The sequence below is a fragment of the Microbacterium sp. SORGH_AS_0969 genome (genome assembly GCF_030818255.1).
Taxonomy (GTDB): Bacteria; Actinomycetota; Actinomycetes; order Actinomycetales; family Microbacteriaceae; genus Microbacterium.
This window is the reverse complement of the sequence record NZ_JAUTAG010000001.1, coordinates 3,652,277-3,670,221: the sequence shown is the minus strand read 5'-3', so window position 1 is coordinate 3,670,221 and position 17,945 is coordinate 3,652,277. Positions and strand designations below refer to the sequence as shown.

General features: G+C 69.3%; 22 protein-coding genes. 11 read left to right on the top strand and 11 right to left on the bottom strand.

Translation table 11 applies throughout. The features are described from left to right. Position 1: 1 nt before the first annotated feature. On the top strand, positions 2–418 hold the full coding sequence (locus QE388_RS17250; RefSeq protein WP_275796958.1) for a cytochrome c oxidase subunit 4: 417 nt from the start codon (positions 2–4) through the stop codon (positions 416–418). Between the two features lie 4 nt (positions 419–422). Continuing rightward, a complete protein-coding gene (locus QE388_RS17245) occupies positions 423–1,214 on the top strand; it encodes a PP2C family serine/threonine-protein phosphatase (RefSeq protein ID WP_307386718.1) in 792 nt (263 codons plus the stop codon). A 377-nt stretch (positions 1,215–1,591) separates the two neighbouring features. Here the strand turns inward: QE388_RS17245 and QE388_RS17240 are convergent, their stop codons facing one another. From QE388_RS17240 to QE388_RS17220, 5 genes are all read right to left on the bottom strand, one after another. After that, entirely contained in the window at positions 1,592–2,002 is a 411-nt protein-coding gene (locus QE388_RS17240; protein ID WP_307386716.1) for a rhodanese-like domain-containing protein, read from the bottom strand. 204 nt (positions 2,003–2,206) lie between these two features. Next, the gene (locus QE388_RS17235) at positions 2,207–4,045 is read right to left on the bottom strand and encodes a cytochrome bc complex cytochrome b subunit (protein ID WP_307386714.1); all 1,839 of its coding nucleotides are present in this window, start codon (positions 4,043–4,045) and stop codon (positions 2,207–2,209) included. Beyond that, complete coding sequence (locus QE388_RS17230; RefSeq protein WP_275796966.1) at positions 4,042–5,100, bottom strand: ubiquinol-cytochrome c reductase iron-sulfur subunit; 1,059 nt, start codon at positions 5,098–5,100, stop codon at positions 4,042–4,044. Before QE388_RS17230 ends, QE388_RS17235 begins: the two co-directional genes overlap by 4 nt. A gap of 39 nt (positions 5,101–5,139) precedes the next feature. After that, positions 5,140–5,949: a c-type cytochrome gene (locus QE388_RS17225; RefSeq protein WP_058595114.1), complete on the bottom strand. Its 810-nt coding sequence runs from the start codon at positions 5,947–5,949 to the stop codon at positions 5,140–5,142. Between the two features lie 16 nt (positions 5,950–5,965). After that, positions 5,966–6,601, bottom strand: a complete 636-nt coding sequence (locus QE388_RS17220) for a heme-copper oxidase subunit III (protein WP_275796969.1) — start codon at positions 6,599–6,601, stop codon at positions 5,966–5,968. A 170-nt stretch (positions 6,602–6,771) separates the two neighbouring features. Here QE388_RS17220 and trpD point away from each other — a divergent pair, with 170 nt between their 5' ends. Beyond that, positions 6,772–7,833 (top strand): anthranilate phosphoribosyltransferase, encoded by a 1,062-nt coding sequence (gene trpD / locus QE388_RS17215; protein ID WP_307386711.1) that lies wholly within the window; start codon positions 6,772–6,774, stop codon positions 7,831–7,833. Positions 7,834–7,836: 3 nt separating this feature from the next. Further along, positions 7,837–8,829, top strand: coding sequence for a PHP domain-containing protein (locus tag QE388_RS17210; RefSeq protein ID WP_307386709.1), 993 nt, complete (start codon positions 7,837–7,839; stop codon positions 8,827–8,829). 107 nt (positions 8,830–8,936) lie between these two features. Here QE388_RS17210 and QE388_RS17205 read toward each other — a convergent pair whose 3' ends face one another. Both QE388_RS17205 and QE388_RS17200 read right to left on the bottom strand, forming a co-directional pair. Beyond that, positions 8,937–9,857, bottom strand: a complete 921-nt coding sequence (locus QE388_RS17205; protein ID WP_307386707.1) for a 5'-3' exonuclease — start codon at positions 9,855–9,857, stop codon at positions 8,937–8,939. A gap of 26 nt (positions 9,858–9,883) precedes the next feature. Further along, entirely contained in the window at positions 9,884–10,852 is a 969-nt protein-coding gene (locus QE388_RS17200; RefSeq protein ID WP_307386705.1) for a hypothetical protein, read from the bottom strand. Between the two features lie 90 nt (positions 10,853–10,942). On the opposite strand from QE388_RS17200, the gene QE388_RS17195 reads away from it, so the two are divergent. From QE388_RS17195 to QE388_RS17185, 3 genes are all read left to right on the top strand, one after another. After that, the gene (locus QE388_RS17195) at positions 10,943–11,341 is read left to right on the top strand and encodes a YchJ family protein (RefSeq protein WP_307386704.1); all 399 of its coding nucleotides are present in this window, start codon (positions 10,943–10,945) and stop codon (positions 11,339–11,341) included. A gap of 73 nt (positions 11,342–11,414) precedes the next feature. Then, positions 11,415–11,798, top strand: coding sequence for a PPOX class F420-dependent oxidoreductase (locus QE388_RS17190; protein ID WP_275796980.1), 384 nt, complete (start codon positions 11,415–11,417; stop codon positions 11,796–11,798). Position 11,799: 1 nt separating this feature from the next. Continuing rightward, positions 11,800–12,477 carry an NAD(P)H-binding protein gene (locus QE388_RS17185; protein ID WP_307386701.1) on the top strand — a complete coding sequence of 226 codons (678 nt, stop codon included), beginning with the start codon at positions 11,800–11,802 and terminating at the stop codon, positions 12,475–12,477. A 10-nt stretch (positions 12,478–12,487) separates the two neighbouring features. Here QE388_RS17185 and QE388_RS17180 read toward each other — a convergent pair whose 3' ends face one another. Genes QE388_RS17180 through QE388_RS17170 form a run of 3 tightly spaced genes read right to left on the bottom strand, consistent with a single transcriptional unit; the run spans position 12,488 to position 14,627 of the window. After that, a complete protein-coding gene (locus QE388_RS17180; RefSeq protein ID WP_307386699.1) occupies positions 12,488–13,141 on the bottom strand; it encodes an LON peptidase substrate-binding domain-containing protein in 654 nt (217 codons plus the stop codon). 56 nt (positions 13,142–13,197) lie between these two features. Next, positions 13,198–14,262 (bottom strand): aromatic acid exporter family protein, encoded by a 1,065-nt coding sequence (locus tag QE388_RS17175; RefSeq protein ID WP_307386697.1) that lies wholly within the window; start codon positions 14,260–14,262, stop codon positions 13,198–13,200. Then, entirely contained in the window at positions 14,259–14,627 is a 369-nt protein-coding gene (locus QE388_RS17170) for a helix-turn-helix domain-containing protein (RefSeq protein ID WP_275796986.1), read from the bottom strand. The genes QE388_RS17175 and QE388_RS17170 overlap by 4 nt, the downstream gene beginning before the upstream one ends. A 93-nt stretch (positions 14,628–14,720) precedes the next feature. Here QE388_RS17170 and QE388_RS17165 point away from each other — a divergent pair, with 93 nt between their 5' ends. Continuing rightward, the gene (locus QE388_RS17165) at positions 14,721–15,581 is read left to right on the top strand and encodes an SDR family oxidoreductase (RefSeq protein ID WP_307386695.1); all 861 of its coding nucleotides are present in this window, start codon (positions 14,721–14,723) and stop codon (positions 15,579–15,581) included. A 34-nt stretch (positions 15,582–15,615) separates the two neighbouring features. On the opposite strand, the gene QE388_RS17160 is transcribed toward QE388_RS17165, so the two are convergent. Beyond that, the gene (locus tag QE388_RS17160; protein ID WP_307386693.1) at positions 15,616–15,972 is read right to left on the bottom strand and encodes a DUF2834 domain-containing protein; all 357 of its coding nucleotides are present in this window, start codon (positions 15,970–15,972) and stop codon (positions 15,616–15,618) included. A gap of 53 nt (positions 15,973–16,025) precedes the next feature. Between QE388_RS17160 and QE388_RS17155 the strand changes: the two genes are divergently transcribed. The 3 genes from QE388_RS17155 (at position 16,026) to QE388_RS17145 (ending at position 17,943) form a co-directional block, all read left to right on the top strand. Continuing rightward, the gene (locus QE388_RS17155) at positions 16,026–16,367 is read left to right on the top strand and encodes a TraR/DksA C4-type zinc finger protein (RefSeq protein WP_275796992.1); all 342 of its coding nucleotides are present in this window, start codon (positions 16,026–16,028) and stop codon (positions 16,365–16,367) included. Positions 16,368–16,396: 29 nt separating this feature from the next. Then, positions 16,397–16,612 (top strand): SCO4848 family membrane protein, encoded by a 216-nt coding sequence (locus tag QE388_RS17150; RefSeq protein WP_275796994.1) that lies wholly within the window; start codon positions 16,397–16,399, stop codon positions 16,610–16,612. A gap of 101 nt (positions 16,613–16,713) precedes the next feature. Continuing rightward, a complete protein-coding gene (locus QE388_RS17145) occupies positions 16,714–17,943 on the top strand; it encodes an MFS transporter (RefSeq protein ID WP_275796996.1) in 1,230 nt (409 codons plus the stop codon). The last annotated feature ends 2 nt before the right edge of the window (positions 17,944–17,945 follow it).

Genomic DNA, 17,945 nt, shown 5'->3' with positions numbered 1-17,945 from the left:
GATGCGTACCAATGTCGGACTCTGGTGGCTCCTCGCGGGCTTCGGATTCTTCATCGCCGCGGTCTACACCGCTTGGAGCCTCATTCAGCACGGCGGCGTCGAGTGGGTCGGAACTGTCGCGCTCGTCTTCCTCGGCCTCATGTCGTCGATGGTCGCGTTCTACATCGGTCGCGTTCTCAAGGCGCAGAACGGTGAGTTGCCAGAAGACACCCTGACCGCCGACATTGACGACGGTGACCCCGAGCTGGGCGAGTTCAGCCCCTGGTCGTGGTGGCCCATCGTTCTCGCTGCATCGGCAGCCATCGCCGTCATCGGTCTTGCCGTCGGCAGCTGGCTCGTGCCGATCGGTTTCCTCGTGTTCGCTGTCGCCATCGTCGGCTGGGTGTACGAGTACTACCGCGGGTACTTCGCTCGCTGATCCTGTGCCCCTTCGGCTGAACACCGCCGCCGTCTCCGACCCCGGCGCCCACCGCCCCACCAACCAGGACGCCGCGTTCGTGGCGTCCTGGGGTGCGGCGGTTGCTGACGGAGTCGGCGGTGGCCCTTCGGGCGACCTCGCCTCGGCGGCGCTCATCCATCGCCTAGTGGCGACGCGGGGAAGCGCGATCGACGCGGACGGGCTCCTCGTACGGATACGCGAGGCGAACTGGGACATCCGCGCTCACGTCGAACGCGACCCGGCGCTGCGCGGCATGGCGACGACCTTCACGGGCGTGTTCCTCGGCGCCGATGGTCAGCTCCTCCTCGCCCACACCGGTGATTCCCGCGCCTATCTGCTGCGCGACGGCGAGTTCACACGTGAGACCCGCGACGACTCCTACGTTCAGGCGTTGGTCGACCACGGCATCATCCCGCCCGAGGCGGCAGCCGCTCATCCTCGCCGCAACATCATCACCGCCTCGCTGGGTGGAGCCGAGGGCGACGTCGTATCGGTCGCCGAGCGGCCGCCGGTGGTCGGCGATCGCTGGGTTCTCTGTAGCGACGGCCTCACTGACTACGTCCCCGAGGCCGATGTCGCGCGTCTGATCGCGGAGGCGGCTGATCCGCGCTCCGCAGCAGCAGCCGCCGTGGCGCTCGCGCTCGAGGCGGGAACGCGCGACAACGTGACCGTCGTCGTCTGCGATGTCGTGGACGACGAGCAGCCGGTCTCGAGCGAGCCGGTGTTCTCGGGTTCTGCGGCGCGGTGGTTCGCCGAGGACGTCGAAACGGCCTGAGATCTGAGCTGCTGGGCCGTGCTGGCGAACTTGACACTTCGCGCGGCAGAGCCCCGTCTCGTGCTCGACCGCCGACTCTTCCGAGGTCATCGATGGCCACCCCTCGCGGCCCATGGCCGCGCCAGACGGTCCTCCGCGGTGCCAGCGTCGAGGGTTCGGAAGAGGCTGGGCCGCTCGGCATCCTGATGTCGGGGTTACGGCGCTGGGCTCGAGCGTTTCCCGAGACGGCATCTCGCCGACAAGTCCCGTGCACGCTGCTACAGATTCGTCAGCCGCATGCAGTCTCGGCGCGGCGAGCCGGGGGAGTGGGGCACGCGGCCCCCGGACGGGCTCGTCGATGCTCAGGACGGCGCGGGCTGCCATACGGCTCGCGCCGCTCAGCTCGCGCGTACGACCATGACTGTGGGATCGAACACCCGCTCGCAGGGCCCCTCGTCGTTCTCGAAGGGCTGGCCCTCGCGGACCCAGTACTCGTAGCCCCCGATCATCTCGCGAACGGTGTAGCCGAGTGACGCGAACGCGAGCGCCCCCTTCTGGCCCGCGTTGCATCCGGGGCTCCAGCAGTACACGACGACGGGCATGTCGAGCGGGATCTCCGAGGGCGCGCGGTCGGCGATGTCGCGGTAGGGGAGGTGCACGGCCCCGGTGACGCGTCCCTGCCGCCATGCATCCTCGCCGCGGACGTCGACGAGGACGAAACGATCTCCGGCCTTCTGCGCCGCGTATACGTCGGAGGGGTCGGTCTCCGCGGCGAGCCGGGCGGCGAAATACTCCTGGATGCTGGTCATACGCACACGGTACGACGGCGGGCCCGCACGCCGAGAGGGGTGGGATGCCACTCACCCATGGCATCCTGCCATTGCGCTCACCCGCGGGCAGCGCCTCGGTCCTCCGAGGTGCGTCAGACGCTCGTACGCAGCGCCGAAGGGAGCCTGTGTGCCAGAGAAACGACGAAACCCCGGTGCCGAAGCACCGGGGTTTCGCGGGGGAGATTACTCGCTCTTGTCGTCGTGAGGGCGGTTCTTCTCCTCGAGACCCTTCGGAGCGGGGAGCTCGACTTCGGCGCGCTCACCGATCGCCATGTGCGGACGACCATCCTCGTCGGCCCGGGCGTTCGCACCTGCGATCTCGTCGGCCTCTTCGTGGTCGATGTGGTCGAGCTCGTGGTGCTGGTGTGCCACCGCCGCGTCGACCTCGGCCTGCGTCAGCGGAGCGAGACGGTCCTCGAAGAACCAGCGCGAGACGCCTGCACGGAAGTTCGAGTACCAGGGTATCTCGCCCTTGTCGTTGGGGCGGACCACGAGCGGCTCGTAGGTCTCGTTGTCGATCAGCTTCCAGCGCTCGTACTCGTCGACGGGCTGGTGGACCTCGATGTACTCGCCGCCGGGCAGACGGACGATGCGACCCGACTCGTACCCGTGCAGCGCGATCTCGCGGTCCTTCTTCTGCAGAGCGATGCAGATGCGCTTGGTGACGAAGTAGGCCAGGATCGGGCCGAGGATGAGCAGCGCCTGGAGCGCGTGGATGACGCCTTCCATCGTGAGGTGGAAGTGCGTGGCCATGATGTCGGACGAAGCTGCCGCCCACATGACCGCGTAGAACGTGACCCCAGCGGCGCCGATGGCCGTACGTGTCGCCGCGTTGCGGGGGCGCTGTGCGATGTGGTGCTCGCGGGTGTCGCCGGTGATCCACGCCTCGATGAAGGGGTATACGAGCACGAGGACGATGAACAGTCCCAGCACGCCGACGGGGATGATGATGTTCCACGACCAGGTGTGGTCCCAGAGCACGAACTCGAGGTGCGGCGGGATGAGGCGCAGCATGCCGTCCGCGAAGCCGATGTACCAGTCGGGCTGTGTACCGGCCGAGACGGGAGAGGGGTCGTACGGGCCGTAGTTCCAGATCGGGTTGATCGTCACGAGCGCGGCGATCAGGACGATCACACCGAACGTGATGAAGAAGAATCCACCCATCTTCGACGCGTACACCGGGAGCATCGGGTAGCCCACGACGTTGCTGTTCGAGCGGGCGGGGCCGGCGAACTGCGTGTGCTTGTTGATGATCATCAGCATGAGGTGCACCGCCAGCAGCGCGACCAGGATGGCCGGCAGCAGCAGGATGTGCAGCGTGTACAGGCGGCCGACGATCGCGGTGCCGGGGAATTCGCCGCCGAACAGCAGGAACGAGGTCCAGGTGCCGATGATCGGCAGGCCCTTGATCATGCCGTCGATGATGCGGAGGCCGTTACCCGAGAGCAGGTCGTCGGGGAGGGAGTAGCCCGTGAAGCCCTCGGCCATCGCGAGGATGAAGAGGATGAAGCCGACGACCCAGTTGAGCTCGCGCGGCTTGCGGAACGCGCCGGTGAAGAAGACGCGCAGCATGTGCACGCCGATGCCGGCCACGAAGACAAGGGCGGCCCAGTGGTGGATCTGACGGACCAGGAGTCCACCGCGCAGGTCGAACGAGATGTGCAGCGCGGACTCCATCGCCGCGGACATCGCGATACCGCGCATGGGCTCGTAGGCGCCGTTGTAGTGCGTCTCGACCATCGACGCCTGGAAGAAGAACGTCAGGAAGGTGCCGGACAGCAGCACGACCACGAAGCTCCACAGGGCGATCTCGCCCAGCATGAAGGACCAGTGGTCGGGGAAGATCTTGCGACCGAGCTCTTTGACGATGCCCGACATGCTCGTGCGCTCGTCGAGGTAGTTCGCCGCAGCGCCGACGAAACGGCCGCCGAGCGGCTTACCGTCGCGTCCCCCCGGCTGCGGGCCGGCGGAGACGGCGGGTTCGGTCGTGACGTTCTCGGTGGGATGAGTACCGATGCTCATTTGCGCTCCCAGAAGCTGGGGCCGACGGGCTCGTGGAAGTCACTCTTCGCGACGAGGTAACCCTCGGCGTCGACGGTGATGGGGAGCTGCGGCAGGGGACGGGCGGCCGGGCCGAAGATGACGGCCGCACCGTTGGCGACGTCGAACTGCGACTGGTGGCAAGGGCACAGGAGGTGGTGGGTCTGCTGCTCGTAGAGCGCCACGGGGCAGCCGACGTGCGTGCAGACCTTCGAGTACGCGACGATGCCGTCGTACGTCCAGTCCATCTTGTTGGTCTCGGGGTTCAGCTGCTCGGGCTGCAGACGCATCAGCAGCACGATGGCCTTGGCCTTCTCTTCGAGGTAGCCCTCGTCGTGGCCGAGGCCCGCAAGCTCTTCCGGGATCACGTGGAAGGCGGAGCCGAGCGTGACGTCGGCTGCGCGGATCGGCCGACCGGAGGGGTCGTGCGACAGGCGCGAGCCCTCCTTCCACATGGTGTGGCTGAGGAGCTTCACCGGATCTTCGTCCTGAGGTGCGAGACCACGGAACAGGGTGATACCCGGGATGATCGAGGCGGCGAGAGCGGCGAACAGCGAGTTGCGGATGATCTCGCGGCGACCGAAGCCGGAGTCCTCGTTCGCCTCGACGAAGACGTTGACGGCACCCTCGCGGGTCTCGTCGCGGCCGCGCGTGGCGTGGCGGTCCTCGATGTACTCCTTGTCGGACATGACCGACTTGCCCCAGTGAATGGTGCCGATACCGATCGACAGCAGGGCGAAGCCGATGCCGAGTCCGATGAAGAGGTTGTTGTACCGGATGTCGATCAGCGCGCCCGACTCGATCGGGAAGATCATGTAGGCGATGCTCGCCCAGATGCTCGCGGCGACCGAGAAGTAGAACAGCGTGTAGACCGTGCGGACCGCCCGCTTCATCGCCTGCGGGTCTTGATCGGTCATGCGGTGGCGGTGTCCGGGAAGACCCGGGTTCTCCACGGGGTCGGGAACCGCGACGGCGAGCCCGGCGGAGGGCTTCCATGAAGCCCTCTCGTGCTCGAGTGCGTCTTCCTCGTGTGCCATGGTGCTCCTCGTGCGTTTACGTAATGTCGATGACGACGGTCAGTTGGACTTGGCCGTGATCCACACGGTGAGCGCGATGAGCGCCCCGATTCCGAAGATCCAGATGAACAGACCCTCGGAGACCGGACCGAGCGAACCGAGCGAGAATCCGCCGGGGGACTCGGACTTCTGAAGGAACATCAGGTACGAGATGACGTCGCGCTTGTCTTCGGGGGTGAGGTTGAGGTCGTTGAAGACCGGCATGTTCTGCGGGCCGGTGACCATGGCCGCGTACATGTTGACGGGCGTCACGGTGTGCAGATCCGGGGCCCACTTGCCCTCGGTCAGCGCACCGCCCGCGCCGGCGACGTTGTGGCACATCGCGCAGTTGATGCGGAACAGCTCGGCACCGTGGGAGAGGTCGCCCTCGCCGTCGGTGATGTCGGCGCTCGGGTAGGTCGGGCCGGGGGCCGACGACTGCACGAAAGCGGCGATCGCGTCGATCTGCTCTTCGGTGAACTGCACGGGCTTCTGGGGGGCCTGCGGGCCCTGGGCCTGAAGCGGCATGCGTCCGGTGGACACCTGGAAGTGCACCGACAGCTCGCCGACGCCGAACAGGGAGGGACCCTGCTGGCTGCCCTCGAGGTCGAGGCCGTGACAGGTCGCGCAGTTCGCCTGGAAGAGCTTCTTGCCCTCTTCGACCGCGGTCGCGGAGGAAGCGCTGCTCGTCGGGGTGTCGGTCGCGGCCATCGCGGCGGACGCACCGGCGTACACGCCACCGGTGAGGAGGAGGCCGATGCCGATCAGCGCGGCGGCGGCCAGGGGACTGCGGCGCCCGGAGGCGCGGCGCGGCTTCTTCTCTCGTGCCATGTGAGGTACTGCTCTCTTACTTCAGGAAGTAGATGACGAAGAACAGGGCGATCCAGACGACGTCGACGAAGTGCCAGTAGTAGGACACGACGATCGAGGTGGTCATCTCTTTGCGCCCGAAGTTCTTCACGGCGTAGGCACGGCCGATGACGAGGAGGAAGGCGATGAGCCCGCCCGTCACGTGCAGGGCGTGGAAGCCGGTGGTCAGGTAGAAGGCCGACGCGTAGGGGTTGGCGCTGATGGGCATGCCTTCGGCAACCAGCGTCGCGTACTCCCACACCTGGCCCGACACGAAGACGGCGCCGAGGATGAACGTGAGGTAGAACCACTCCACCATTCCCCACTGGACGAAGCGGAACGGCTTGCCGGTGCGGTACGGCTGGTACCGCTCGGCAGCGAACACGCCCATCTGGCACGTGACCGACGACAGCACGAGGATGATCGTGTTGACGGTCGCGAAGGGGACGTTGAGCAGCTCGGTCTCCTGCGCCCAGAGGGACGCGGAGGTGCTGCGCAGAGTGAAGTAGATGGCGAAGAGGCCGGCGAAGAACATGACCTCGCTGCCCAGCCACACGATGGTGCCCACCGCGACCGGGTCGGGCCGCTTCACGGCACGCACGGCCTGGGAATACGTCGCTGAGGTCGTCACCATCCCATTATGCGCGATCCGACGGGCCGATATTCCCATCTCGAGCTGGAGATATTCCACGGTCGAGACTTAGGGAAACCTAAGAATCCACGGGGAATCCCCGGTGTAGTGGGACTTCTGCCGCGTCTCTCGCGGCTCGGAGAGCGGGCAGGGCGGTGTGGAAGGATCATGGCATGGCGGAACGCTTCTCCTGGCCCGATGTCCTCACGTCTCTCCTCGACGGGCGCGACCTCAGCGTGTCGGAATCCACGTGGGCCATGCGGCGTGTCATGGCGGGCGAGGCGACCCCGTCGCAGCTCGCCGGGTTCCTCATTGCGTTGCGCGCCAAGGGCGAGACGGTCGAAGAGATCGTGGGCTTCCGCGACGCCATCCTCGAGGCGGCTGTGCCGCTCCCGGTGCGCGCCGAAGTCCTCGACATCGTGGGGACCGGCGGAGACCGCTTCGGCACCGTCAACGTCTCGACGATGGCGGCGGTGGTGGCGGCGGCATCCGGAGTCCCCGTGGTCAAACACGGCAATCGTGCCGCGAGCTCGGCATCCGGATCCTCCGACGTCCTGTCGTCGCTCGGTATCGCTCTCACGCTCGATCCGGCGCACGTCGCCGAGACCCTCGATCGCACGGGGATCACCTTCGCCTTCGCCGCGGCGTTCCATCCCGGATTCCGTCACGCGGGGCCGACCCGGTCGGAGCTCGGAGTGCCGACGGTGTTCAACTTCCTCGGCCCCCTGTGCAACCCGGCGCGTGCGGAGGCGAACGCGGTCGGCGTCGCTCACCTCGATCGGGTCCCGCTCATCACCGGCGTCTTCCGCACACGCGGGGCGACGGCGCTGGTGTTCCGCGGCGACGACGGTCTCGACGAGCTGACGACCACCGGACACAGCCGGCTCTGGGAGATCAGCAGAGGCGATGTCCACGAGCACGATCTGGATCCTCGGGATCTCGGCATCCCGCTCGTCGAGATCGATGCCCTGCTCGGCGGCTCGCCCGATCACAACGCCGAGGTGGTGCGGCGCACGCTCGCCGGCGAGACCGGGGCGGTGCGCGACATCGTCCTCCTGAACGCCGCGGCCGGACTCGTGTCGTACCGGTTGTTCCAGGATGCCGCGCAGGTGCAGCGTCCGATCCTCGAGCGTCTGGCCGAGGCGATGACGGATGCCGCTGCGGCGATCGACGACGGGCGAGCGTCCGCGAAGCTCGAGGCCTGGATCTCGACGACGCGGGAGCTCGCGGAGTAACCCATGCGGCCGCTGGACGCGCTGAACGAGATCGCGTACCTGCTCGAGAGGGAGCGTGCGTCGCGATACAAGTCGAAGGCGTTCCGGACCGCGGCCGGGGCGATCGACGGCCTCAGCGACGCGGAGCTGCGCGACCCGGGGCTCCGGCGGAGGCCCGGGATCGGCGACTCCACGTTCGCGGTCATCCAGCAGGCTCTGGCCGGGGAGGTTCCCGAACGCCTCGCGGCGCTGCGGGCGACCGCGGGTGCCGTCGGCGGTGAAGAACTCCGTGCCGCGCTGCGAGGCGACCTGCACAGCCACAGCGAGTGGTCGGACGGGGTGACGCCGATCGAGGCGATGGTGGAGGCGGGTCGCGCGCTCGGACACGAGTACCTGGCCCTGACCGACCACTCACCACGCCTGACCGTCGCGAACGGGCTGTCTCCCGAGCGACTGCGCCGACAGCTCGAGGTCGTGCGGGGGATGAGCGGCGGGGGATTCACGCTGCTGTCGGGAATCGAGGTCGACATCCTCGACGACGGTGACCTCGACCAGGAGGATGCGCTTCTGCGCGAGCTCGATGTGGTCGTGGCATCCGCTCATTCCAAGCTCCGCATGGAGCGCGAGCCCATGACGCGTCGGCTCGTCGCGGCGGCGAGCGATCCGCGGGTGGACGTGCTCGGTCATGTGACGGGGCGTCTCGTCGAGGGCGCACGCGGGACGCGCCCGCCGTCGGAGTTCGACGCTCGCGCCGTCTTCGCCGCGTGTGCGGACTCGGGCGTGGCGGTCGAGATCAACTCGCGTCCGGAGCGTCAGGACCCGCCGGACGAGCTGATCGCGATCGCCCTGGACGAGGGATGCCTGTTCTCGATCGACTCGGATGCGCACGCGCCCGGGCAGTTGTCACTGCTCGACTACGGTGCCGCGCGCGCCGAGGCCTCGGGGGTGCCTCACGACCGCATCGTCACGACGTGGTCGCTCGAGCGACTGCGGTCGTGGCTCGAGCGGGAGAGATGACCGCGCCGACGCTCGCATAAACGCGATCGGCGCACAGGAACGCGCTGTCCTCGTGTTTTCGTGAGTGAATCGCGTTTATGCGGGGGTGCGCGGCACGCGGGGCGTCGTCACGCCGGCAGAGCCGCCAGGGCGCGCGTCATCGACGAGCCGAGGTTCCACCGCTCGGCGAGGGCCTCGGCGGCAGCGGTGCGCTCGTCGTCGCGCGGGCGAAGGGCGTCGTCGATGACCCCGAGGTCGAGGTCGAGCGCGACGCGTACCACCGTGGGTGCCACGGCCAGGTACTCGACCGCCGCGAGGATCTTGGCGCGCTGCGCCGGAGTCCCGCCCGTGCCGGCTTCGGCGGCCGCGACGATGCCCGCGAGGTCGGTGTGGGCGGTGAGCAGAGCCGCGGCCGACTTCTCGCCGATGCCGGCGACGCCGGGCAGACCGTCCGAGGGATCGCCCCGCAGGACCGCGAAGTCGGCGTACTGGGCCGCGTGGATGCCGTACTTGGCGAACACCGCGGCGTCGTCGACGACCTCGAGGTTGCTCATGCCGCGAGCGGTGTAGACGATGCGCACGTCGCGCTCGTCGTCGATGAGCTGGAAGAGGTCGCGGTCGCCGGTCACGATGTCGACCGGCACCTCGGCGATGGTCGCGAGCGTGCCGATGACGTCGTCGGCCTCGTGCTCGGCCGCTCCCACCACGGGGATGCCGAGAACGGCGAGCGCTTCGCGGATGAGGGGGATCTGGGCGACGAGAGGGTCGGGGGCCTCTTCTCGATCGGGACCCGAGGCGACCGCCTCGACGACACGGTGCGCCTTGTAGCTCGGGAGGAGGTCGACGCGCCACGCGGGTCGCCAGTCGTCGTCCCAGCACGCGACGAGGCGGGTCGGGTGGTACGTCGTGACGAGCTTCGCGATCATGTCGAGGAGGCCCCGCACCGCGTTGACGGAGGTGCCGTCCGCGGCGCGGACTTTGTCGGGCACCCCGTAGAACGCGCGGAAGTAGAGGGACGCGGTGTCGAGGAGCATGAGGCGGTCGGTCACGGCGTTCATCCTGACACGGGGTGGCCTCAGCCGCCGGTCGCCGTCCACGTGATGATGTCACCGGAGTAGAGCCCGACCTCGACGCTGCCCTCGTCGGCCTCGGCGATGGAGCCGTCGTGAACGACGTAGAAGGTGACGGTGGCGCCGGGAGCGACGTCGGTGATGTCGTACCGGCTGGGATATAGGTCGGTCACCGCCGGGTCGTAGGCCGCGTCCGCGTAGGTGCCGTCGGAGAGGCGGTAGCTCGTCGAGAACCGCAGCTGCCACGCGTCGGAGTCGATGGTCTCATCGGTGAGGTTGGTGATCTCGACCGGGGTCGCGACGAGTGAACCGGATGCCGAGAACGGAGCGGGACTGGCGGTGGCCGTCTCGGAGGTGATGTCGATCGGCGCGAGGGTGCGAATCGACCACACGTCGTCGCCGGTGTCGGAGTCGATGACGGTCTGGGCCGTGCCCCACGCCAGTTCGGACTCGGATCCGCGGCCGGGCGGGAGGGAAAGCCGCTGCGCGAGCGTGTACGTGTCGGTCTCGGGATCCGGAGCGGAGTCGACGCCCGAGCCCGCGGAGGTGAAACCGGACACGACCGCGGCGATCAGGGCGATGAAGACGCCGAAACCGACGATCACGATCGCGATCACCGCGGGGACCTGGGCGCCGCTCCGGCGTGCCAGGTGGACGATCGCGAGCACGAGGGCAGTGACCAACAGCAGCCAGGAGACAGGCGAGGCCGTGAAGGCGGCGATCGTTCCCACGCACGCGATCACGAGGGCGGCGATGCCGAGTCCGCGCCGTGGAGGCCGTGCTCCTCCGGGACCCGTGGTCGAGGCGGAGCCACGCGCGAGAACGGCCGGGCCGGGCCACGCAGCGGGTGCGCCGGCGGCGGAGGGGACAGCAACGGGAGGCGCGATAGCGGGAGCGCTCGGACCGTAACCGGCGGACGCCGGACCGTACGCGGCGAACGGCGGTCGCCCGCCGTTCGCGGTGTGATTCGTCATGTCGCCTCCCCGCTCCATCGTATGAAGGCCGGGGGAGTTGCGGCGACCGCTGTGGAAAGTCCGTGCGCCGACTCGACCTAGAGTGGCGGGATGTCGTTCGGCTCCTCTCGCGTGCGCCCGTCGTCGACCTCGGCTTGCCCGTGCGGGGGAGGTGAGTTCGGCCGGTGCTGCGGCCCGATCCTCGACGGGGCCGCGGCGCCGTCGGCGGAGCGGCTGATGCGCTCCCGCTACACCGCCTACGTCGTCGGTGATCTCACGCATCTCGTGCGGTCGTGGCATCCGCGAACCCGTCCCGACGACCTCGAGCTGGACGGCGACACCGTCTGGGAGGGGCTCTCGATCGACGAAGCGGACGAGCGCGACGACACCGCCGTCGTCGTGTTCCACGCGGCGTGGCGCCGCGGCACCGAACGGCAGGTGATGTCCGAGCGCAGCCGGTTCGTCCGCCGAGGTGGGCGGTGGGTGTACGTGGACGGCGACGTGACATGAGGCCGTCAACCCCGCGGCGGCGTGTCGGAGGCCACGCGTAGGGTCGACCCGATCGCTCGATGAGAGGAGCCGCATGATCCCGGAAAGATTGCGCGACCTGCTCGAGGGGCCGTACTACGGCGCGCTCGGCACGGTCCGCCCCGACGGCACGGTGCAGGTGAACCCGATGTGGTTCGAGTTCGACGGCGAGCACATCCTGTTCACGCACACGGTGACGCGGCAGAAGTACCGCAACCTGCAGCGAAATCCCTCGATGAGCTTCATGGTCTATGACCCCGCGGAGCCGTACCGCTACATCGAGGTGCGCGGCCGTCTGGTCGACGAGGAAGCCGACCCGGAAGGCCTCTTCTACGTGCGGCTCGGCCAGCGCTACGGCAATCCCGAACAGCAGGCACCGGCCGACAAGGCGAATCGCGTGATCCTGAAGATGTCGGTCGAGAAGGTCGGAGGACAGTGACATGGAACGCATCGTGATCATCGGCGGCCACGGCAAGGTCGCCCTGCACCTGGCGGGGCTCCTGTCCGAGCGCGGAGACGAAGCGGTGTCCATCATCCGCAATCCCGACCAATCGGCGGATGTCGAGAAGGCGGGCGGAACGCCTCTCGTCCTCGACGTCGAGGACGCCGATGTCGAGGCCCTCGCGAAGGCCTTCGCCGGAGCCGACGCGATCGTCTGGTCGGCGGGTGCCGGGGGCGGCGACGCCGACCGGACCTACGCGGTCGATCGGGATGCCGCGCAGCGGGCGGTCGACGCGGCAGGTGCGGCCGGAGTCCGGCGTTTCGTCATGGTGTCGTGGATTGGCTCCGTGCCCGATCACGGCATCTCGCCCGACGACGCGTTCTTCGCCTACGCCGACGCCAAGCTCGCCGCGGACGACTACCTGCGCGCGAGCGATCTGGATTGGACGATCCTCGGCCCCGGCACGCTGACGCTCGACCCGCCCACCGGACGCATCACCACGGCGCCGCGAGGGTCCGCCGAGGTCGGGCGTGCGGATGTCGCCGCGGTCGCCGCGGCCGTCCTCGTGCAGTCCGCGACCATCGGTCGCTTCATCCGGTTCGGTGCGGGCGACACGCTCATCGCGGAGGCGATCGTCAAGGATCCCTCCGCCGACACCGAGGCCGGCACGAAGTAGCGGTCGGTCCTCAGTCCTCTCCCCCGTCGGTGTCGTCGTCGATCACGATGACGCCGTCGGGGATGGGCTCGCTCAGCAGTGGTTCCGCGGCGAGCGTGAGGTCGATCGTGGCGCGGAGCAGGCCTCCCGCGGTGGCGGAGCGCAGCAGCTCGATCTGGTCGAGCTCACCCAGGGGAGCGATCGCCGCGAGCTGCCATGTCCGCTCGAGCGGCTCCTCGGACAGTTCGACCTCGGGATCCCACCGGCTCCCGCCGAACTGGGCCGCCCGCCCGAGCACGCGCCGCACGATGCGCTCGGCCTCGTCGAGCAGGGGGGTGAGGGCGTCGTTCCACTCGAGGTCGGGGAGGGGGCGGAGGTCGGCGCGCGGGTAGGGGTCGTCGTCGAGCCACGCGACGATCTCGAAGCGTTCGGTGCCGCGGGCGACGATCTGGAGTTGGTCGGCTTCGGGGAGGACGTGGCTCAGACGCGCCATGGTGCCGATCGCGAATCGCTGGTCGCCGCCGCCGGTCTCGGTGCCGCGCTCGATGAGCACCACGCCGAACGCCGGGTCGGACTCGTCGAGGAGTCGGCCGAGCATGACGAGGTAGCGCTCCTCGAAGATCCGCAACGCCAGGGGAGTGTGCGGAAAGAGGACGGCCCCGAGAGGGAACATCGCGGTACCCATCGCCCCAGTCAACCAGGGCTCGAGAGCGTTGGGGTCGCCGGCGGCGAACTCGCCGATCAGGTTTCGTCGTCGCGGAGCGTCTCGTGCACGCGGTGCAGGTCCATGAGGAGCGACCCCACCAGAACCCAGTGCGCGGCCGAGGGCGCGCGGATCTGCAGCGGTCGGGTGAGGGCCGGCTCCTCGGCGGCGATCGGAAGGTCGGCGCCCGTGTCGACCGCGAAGGAGCGACGGACGTCGTGCGCCGCGCGATGCAGCTGCTCGGCGATGGCGCGGACCGAGGGTTCTTCGGCGATCGTCTCGTCGTAGCCGTCGTAGACGGCCCGGGTCATGCCGATCGTCTGCGTCACGACGGGCGTGAAGCGGTCCAGAAGGCCCTGCATCGCCAACAGATCCCTGCGGTGGCGACTGCTCCGGGGGTTGAGAGAGAGCGAGTCGGCTCCGTCCTCGATCGCTGCGGCCGCGGCATCCCGAACGGGGCGCAGCAAGCGCGCTTCGAGAAGGAGTTCCTCCAGGGATGCCGGCGTCTGCGGCGCTTCGAGCGCTTTCGCGAGACGCTCCAGGGCCGCCGCGAGCTCCCGGCCGAGGACCTCGAGCTTCTCGCGCGCCGGCGGGACGAGCACCGGGGGGACCAGGGCGACGTTCACGACGATGCCGACCAGCGCACCGATCAGCGTCTCGAGCACCCGGTCGAGGGCGTAATTGGGCGTCGCCGTGCCCAGCGCCAGGACGAGGAGGGCGCTGATCGCCACCTGGTTGGTCGCCCCGGGGGACATGCGCAGCGCCCAGGCGATCACCAGCGCCATGCCGGCCGAGAGGAGGATCACCCAGGTGGGGCTGCCGAGCGCAATGCCCAGGAGCGAGGCGATCACGACACCGACGACCACGCCGACGCTGCGTTCGACGGCGCGCGTGAGTGACTGATTGATGCTGGGCTGGACGACGAGCAGCGCGGCGATCGCGGCGAAGATCGGCGGCGGCCCCTGGACAAGCCACCCCGCGACGAGCCACGCGGCGACAGTGGCGATCGCGGACTTCGCCACCTGCAGGAACGGCGCCCGGCGTTTCGTCCGGAACGACAGGCTCTCGCGCATGAGTCGGGAGGGGATCGAGAGCACGGTCACTCCGGTCGGGCCACGATGGCCGGAGCGTTCTCGGCCACCCACCCCAGGAGGGGGAGGACGAACGTCATGAGGTCGCGGCCGCGGTCGGTCAGTCCGTACTCCACCCGCGGCGGGACCTCGGGATAAGCGGTGCGCACGACGAGCCCGTCGGCCTCGAAGGTCTTGAGGGTGCTCGCGAGCATCTTTTCGCTGATCCCCGACACGTTCCGCCGCAGAACGCCCCAGCGCTGCGTGCCGTCGGACAGAGCCATGAGCACGAGGATGCCCCACTTGCCCATGACATGGTCGAGCACCGTGCGCGTCGGGCACCCATCGGCAAAAACCTCGGGATGCTCCGCGCGGATTTCCGCAAGACTCACGCTCATGTGAGTACCTAACCAGAAAGTGGGTACCGGCATTCCGGAATGCACCCGGGCGCGTCGCGTTGAGGTCGGCGTACCGATCGAAAGGACACTCCCATGACTCTCCTCGTCACCGCCGCTTCCGGACACCTCGGCCGTCTCGTCGTCGATGCTCTGCTCGAGCGCGGCGCCGCGGCATCCGACATCGTCGCCGGTGTCCGCACCCCCGCCAAGGCGAGCGATCTTGCCGAGCGCGGCATCCGCGTCGTCGAGTTCGACTACTCGCGTCCGGAAACCCTCGCTCCCGCTTTCGACGGGGTCAGCCGCGTCCTGCTGATCTCGGGCACCGACGCCGACCGCGTCGCAGGTCATGGCAACGTCGTGGACGCCGCGCGCGCCGCGGGCGTCGAGCGTCTCGTCTACACGAGCGCGCCGCGGAACGACGTCATCGACTACGCGCTCGGCGCCGACCACAAGGCCACCGAGGCGCTCATCGCCGCCTCGGGACTGGACGCCACGATCCTGCGGAACAATTGGTACACCGAGAACTACCTCGACACCGTGGCACGCGCCGCCGAGACCGGTGAGATCGTCGCCGCGGTCGGCGATGCCCGTGTGGCCAGCGCGAGTCGTCGTGACTACGCCGAGGCGGCCGCGATCGCCCTCACCGGTGACGACCTGCGCGGGCAGACGCTCGAACTGGGCGGAGACGTCGCATGGACCTACGACGAGCTCGCGGCGGCGGCCTCGGAGGTCGTCGGACGCCCCGTCGCCTACAGGGCCGTCACGGTCGAGCAGCTCGCGGCCGGTCTCGAGGCCGCGGGACTGGATGCCGGCACCGCCGCCTTCGTCGCGGGCATCGACGACGCGATCGCTCGCGGTGCGCTGGAGCAGACCGACGGGACGCTGTCGCGCCTCATCGGTCGCCCGACCACGCCGCTGGTCGACGGCCTTCGCACGGGCCTCGCCGCACGCTGACCCGACGACGTGAGGTGCCGTGATCATCGGCACCTCACGCCGGATCGGCGGCATGACTCCGTGCGGTCAGGTGGCGCTGCCGCATCGCGAGGAACAGCGGGAACGTGAAGGCGAACGCCGTGAGGCCGGAGAGCACGACGTAGATCCATGCGAATCGCATCGCGATACGGCGCGCCTCGACGATGATGAAGACGCTCCCGGCCACCGCCACGACGAGCAGGTCGACCGTGATCGACGACACCGCGGGCCCGCTCGAGACGAGGTCGCCGAGGAAGTCCCTCATCTGCACGATCGCGAGGGCGTTGAAGGTCCATGTGCTCGCGAGCCCCCCGATGGCCAGGACGAGGAACAGCACAGCGGTCGGAGTCCAGTGACGTCGAAGCTCGCTCATGGCCCCGATCCTGCCGCAGAGCCGATGTCGGACGTGGGGGCTAGCGTCGAGGGATGGATGCCGCACGGGCCGAGCGGATGCTCGATGAACGGCGGCGCGAGGTCGACCATCGGCTCTCGCGCTTGCGCGAAGACGAGGAGAGCCTTCGACACGACCGAGCGGATGCCACGGCCGACGACGAGCACGACCCCGAGGGGTCGACGCTGTCGGGCGAGTGGGCGCAGGTCGACGCTCTGCGCCGGGGCGCCGAGGCGGAGAGGCGCGAGATCGACGCGGCGCGGGAGCGCGTGGCATCCGGGACCTACGGGGTGTGCGAGAACTGCGGCCGTGCGATCGGCGACGCGCGGTTGGAGGCGCGGCCGTTCGCCCGGCGATGCATCTCGTGTGCGACGTGACGCGCGCGGGCGGAACGTAGGCTGGGGGGATGGAACCGGTCCTCATCGCGCTGCTGTTCGCCAACGCCGTGTTCAACGCGGTCGTGTGGCCGCGGTTCTACCTGCGGGTCGCGAAGGACCCGCGCGCGAAGAACGCCGCGGGCAAGGCGACGCCGTTCCTGATCGTGCACACGGTGCTCATCGGCCTGGCGCTGGTGTTGGCCCTCGCGTCGCTGATCGCGGCGATCGCCGCGCTCGTCTCCTGACGCTTCGGTAGAATGGGTCGGCGGGTTCGCCCGCCGCACGCAGTGCACCTACCTACCGGCTCGGCAAGGCGGCACGTTCCCTCGCCCCCGGAGACCGCTCTATGACTCTGCCCGCCACCACCCACCGATCGCTGATCCACCACACGGGCCTGTCGTACTTCCCCGTGGCGTTCGTGGCCCGACTTCCGTTCGCGATGATGACGGTGGGCGTCCTGGCGCTCGTCGTCGCTGTCCGCGGGTCGGTGGCGCTCGGTGGCCTCACCTCGGCGGCGGTGGGCCTCGGTGTCGTCGTCGCGGGACCCGTCCTGGGCGATCTCGCCGACCGTTTCGGGCAGCGGCGCGTGCTGGTGCCGGTGGGCCTGGCCAACGGCATCCTGCTCTCGCTCTTCCCGCTGGTGGTCGCCGCGTCGGACTCGGACGCACTGCTGCTGGCTTCGGCCGCGGCGATCGGGCTCACCGGTCCGCAGACCGCGGCGATGTCGCGCAGTCGCGTCATGGCGCTCATCGGCGAGCGGGTGGATCCGACGCGGCGCGAGCGCACCTTCTCACGCGCGATGGCTTACGAGTCGGCCGCGGACGAGACGGCGTTCGTCATCGGCCCCTTCGTGGTGGGGCTGCTCGCCGCACTGATCGCGCCGTGGGCGCCGATCGCGGGCGCGGCGGTGCTGAGCTTCGTCTTCGTCACGGCGTTCGCCCTGCATCCGACCGGCCGCGCGGTGCCCGAGCGGTCCGAGCGCGCGGCGATGGCACCGGCGCGAGAGCTCCTGCATCCGCGGCTCCTCGTGCTCGTGGCCTCGGTGTTCGGCGTGGGCCTCTTCTTCGGCTCGACGCTCACCTCGCTGACGGCGTTCATGGAGGCGCAGGGCGCGCCCGAGGCCGGTGCCCTGCTGTACGGCGTGATGGGCGTCGGGTCGGCGGTGCTCGCCCTCGCCGTCGCTGTGCTTCCCGCGCGCTTCTCGCTGCGCTGGCGTCTCGTCGCCTTCGCGAGCATCCTCACCGCCTCGGCGGGCGCGTACACCGTCGGCGGCTCCGTCCCCACCGTCACCCTCGTGCTGTGTCTCATGGGGATCGGCGTCGGCCCCTCGCTCGTCACGCTCTTCAGCCTCGCCGGGCACCGCGCGCCGCGCGGACGCACGGCCTCGACGATGACCGTCCTCGCCTCGGCGCTGACGCTCGCGCAGGCACTCTCGTCGGCGGTGACCGGTGCGGTCGCCGAGCAGGTCTCGGTGGAGACGGCGATGCTCTTCCCGGCGGTGGCCGCCCTCCTGGTGCTGGCCATGGCCTGGGCGAACGCCTCGCGCAGCTCGCGGTGGGACGGCCGGTCGCTCTGAGC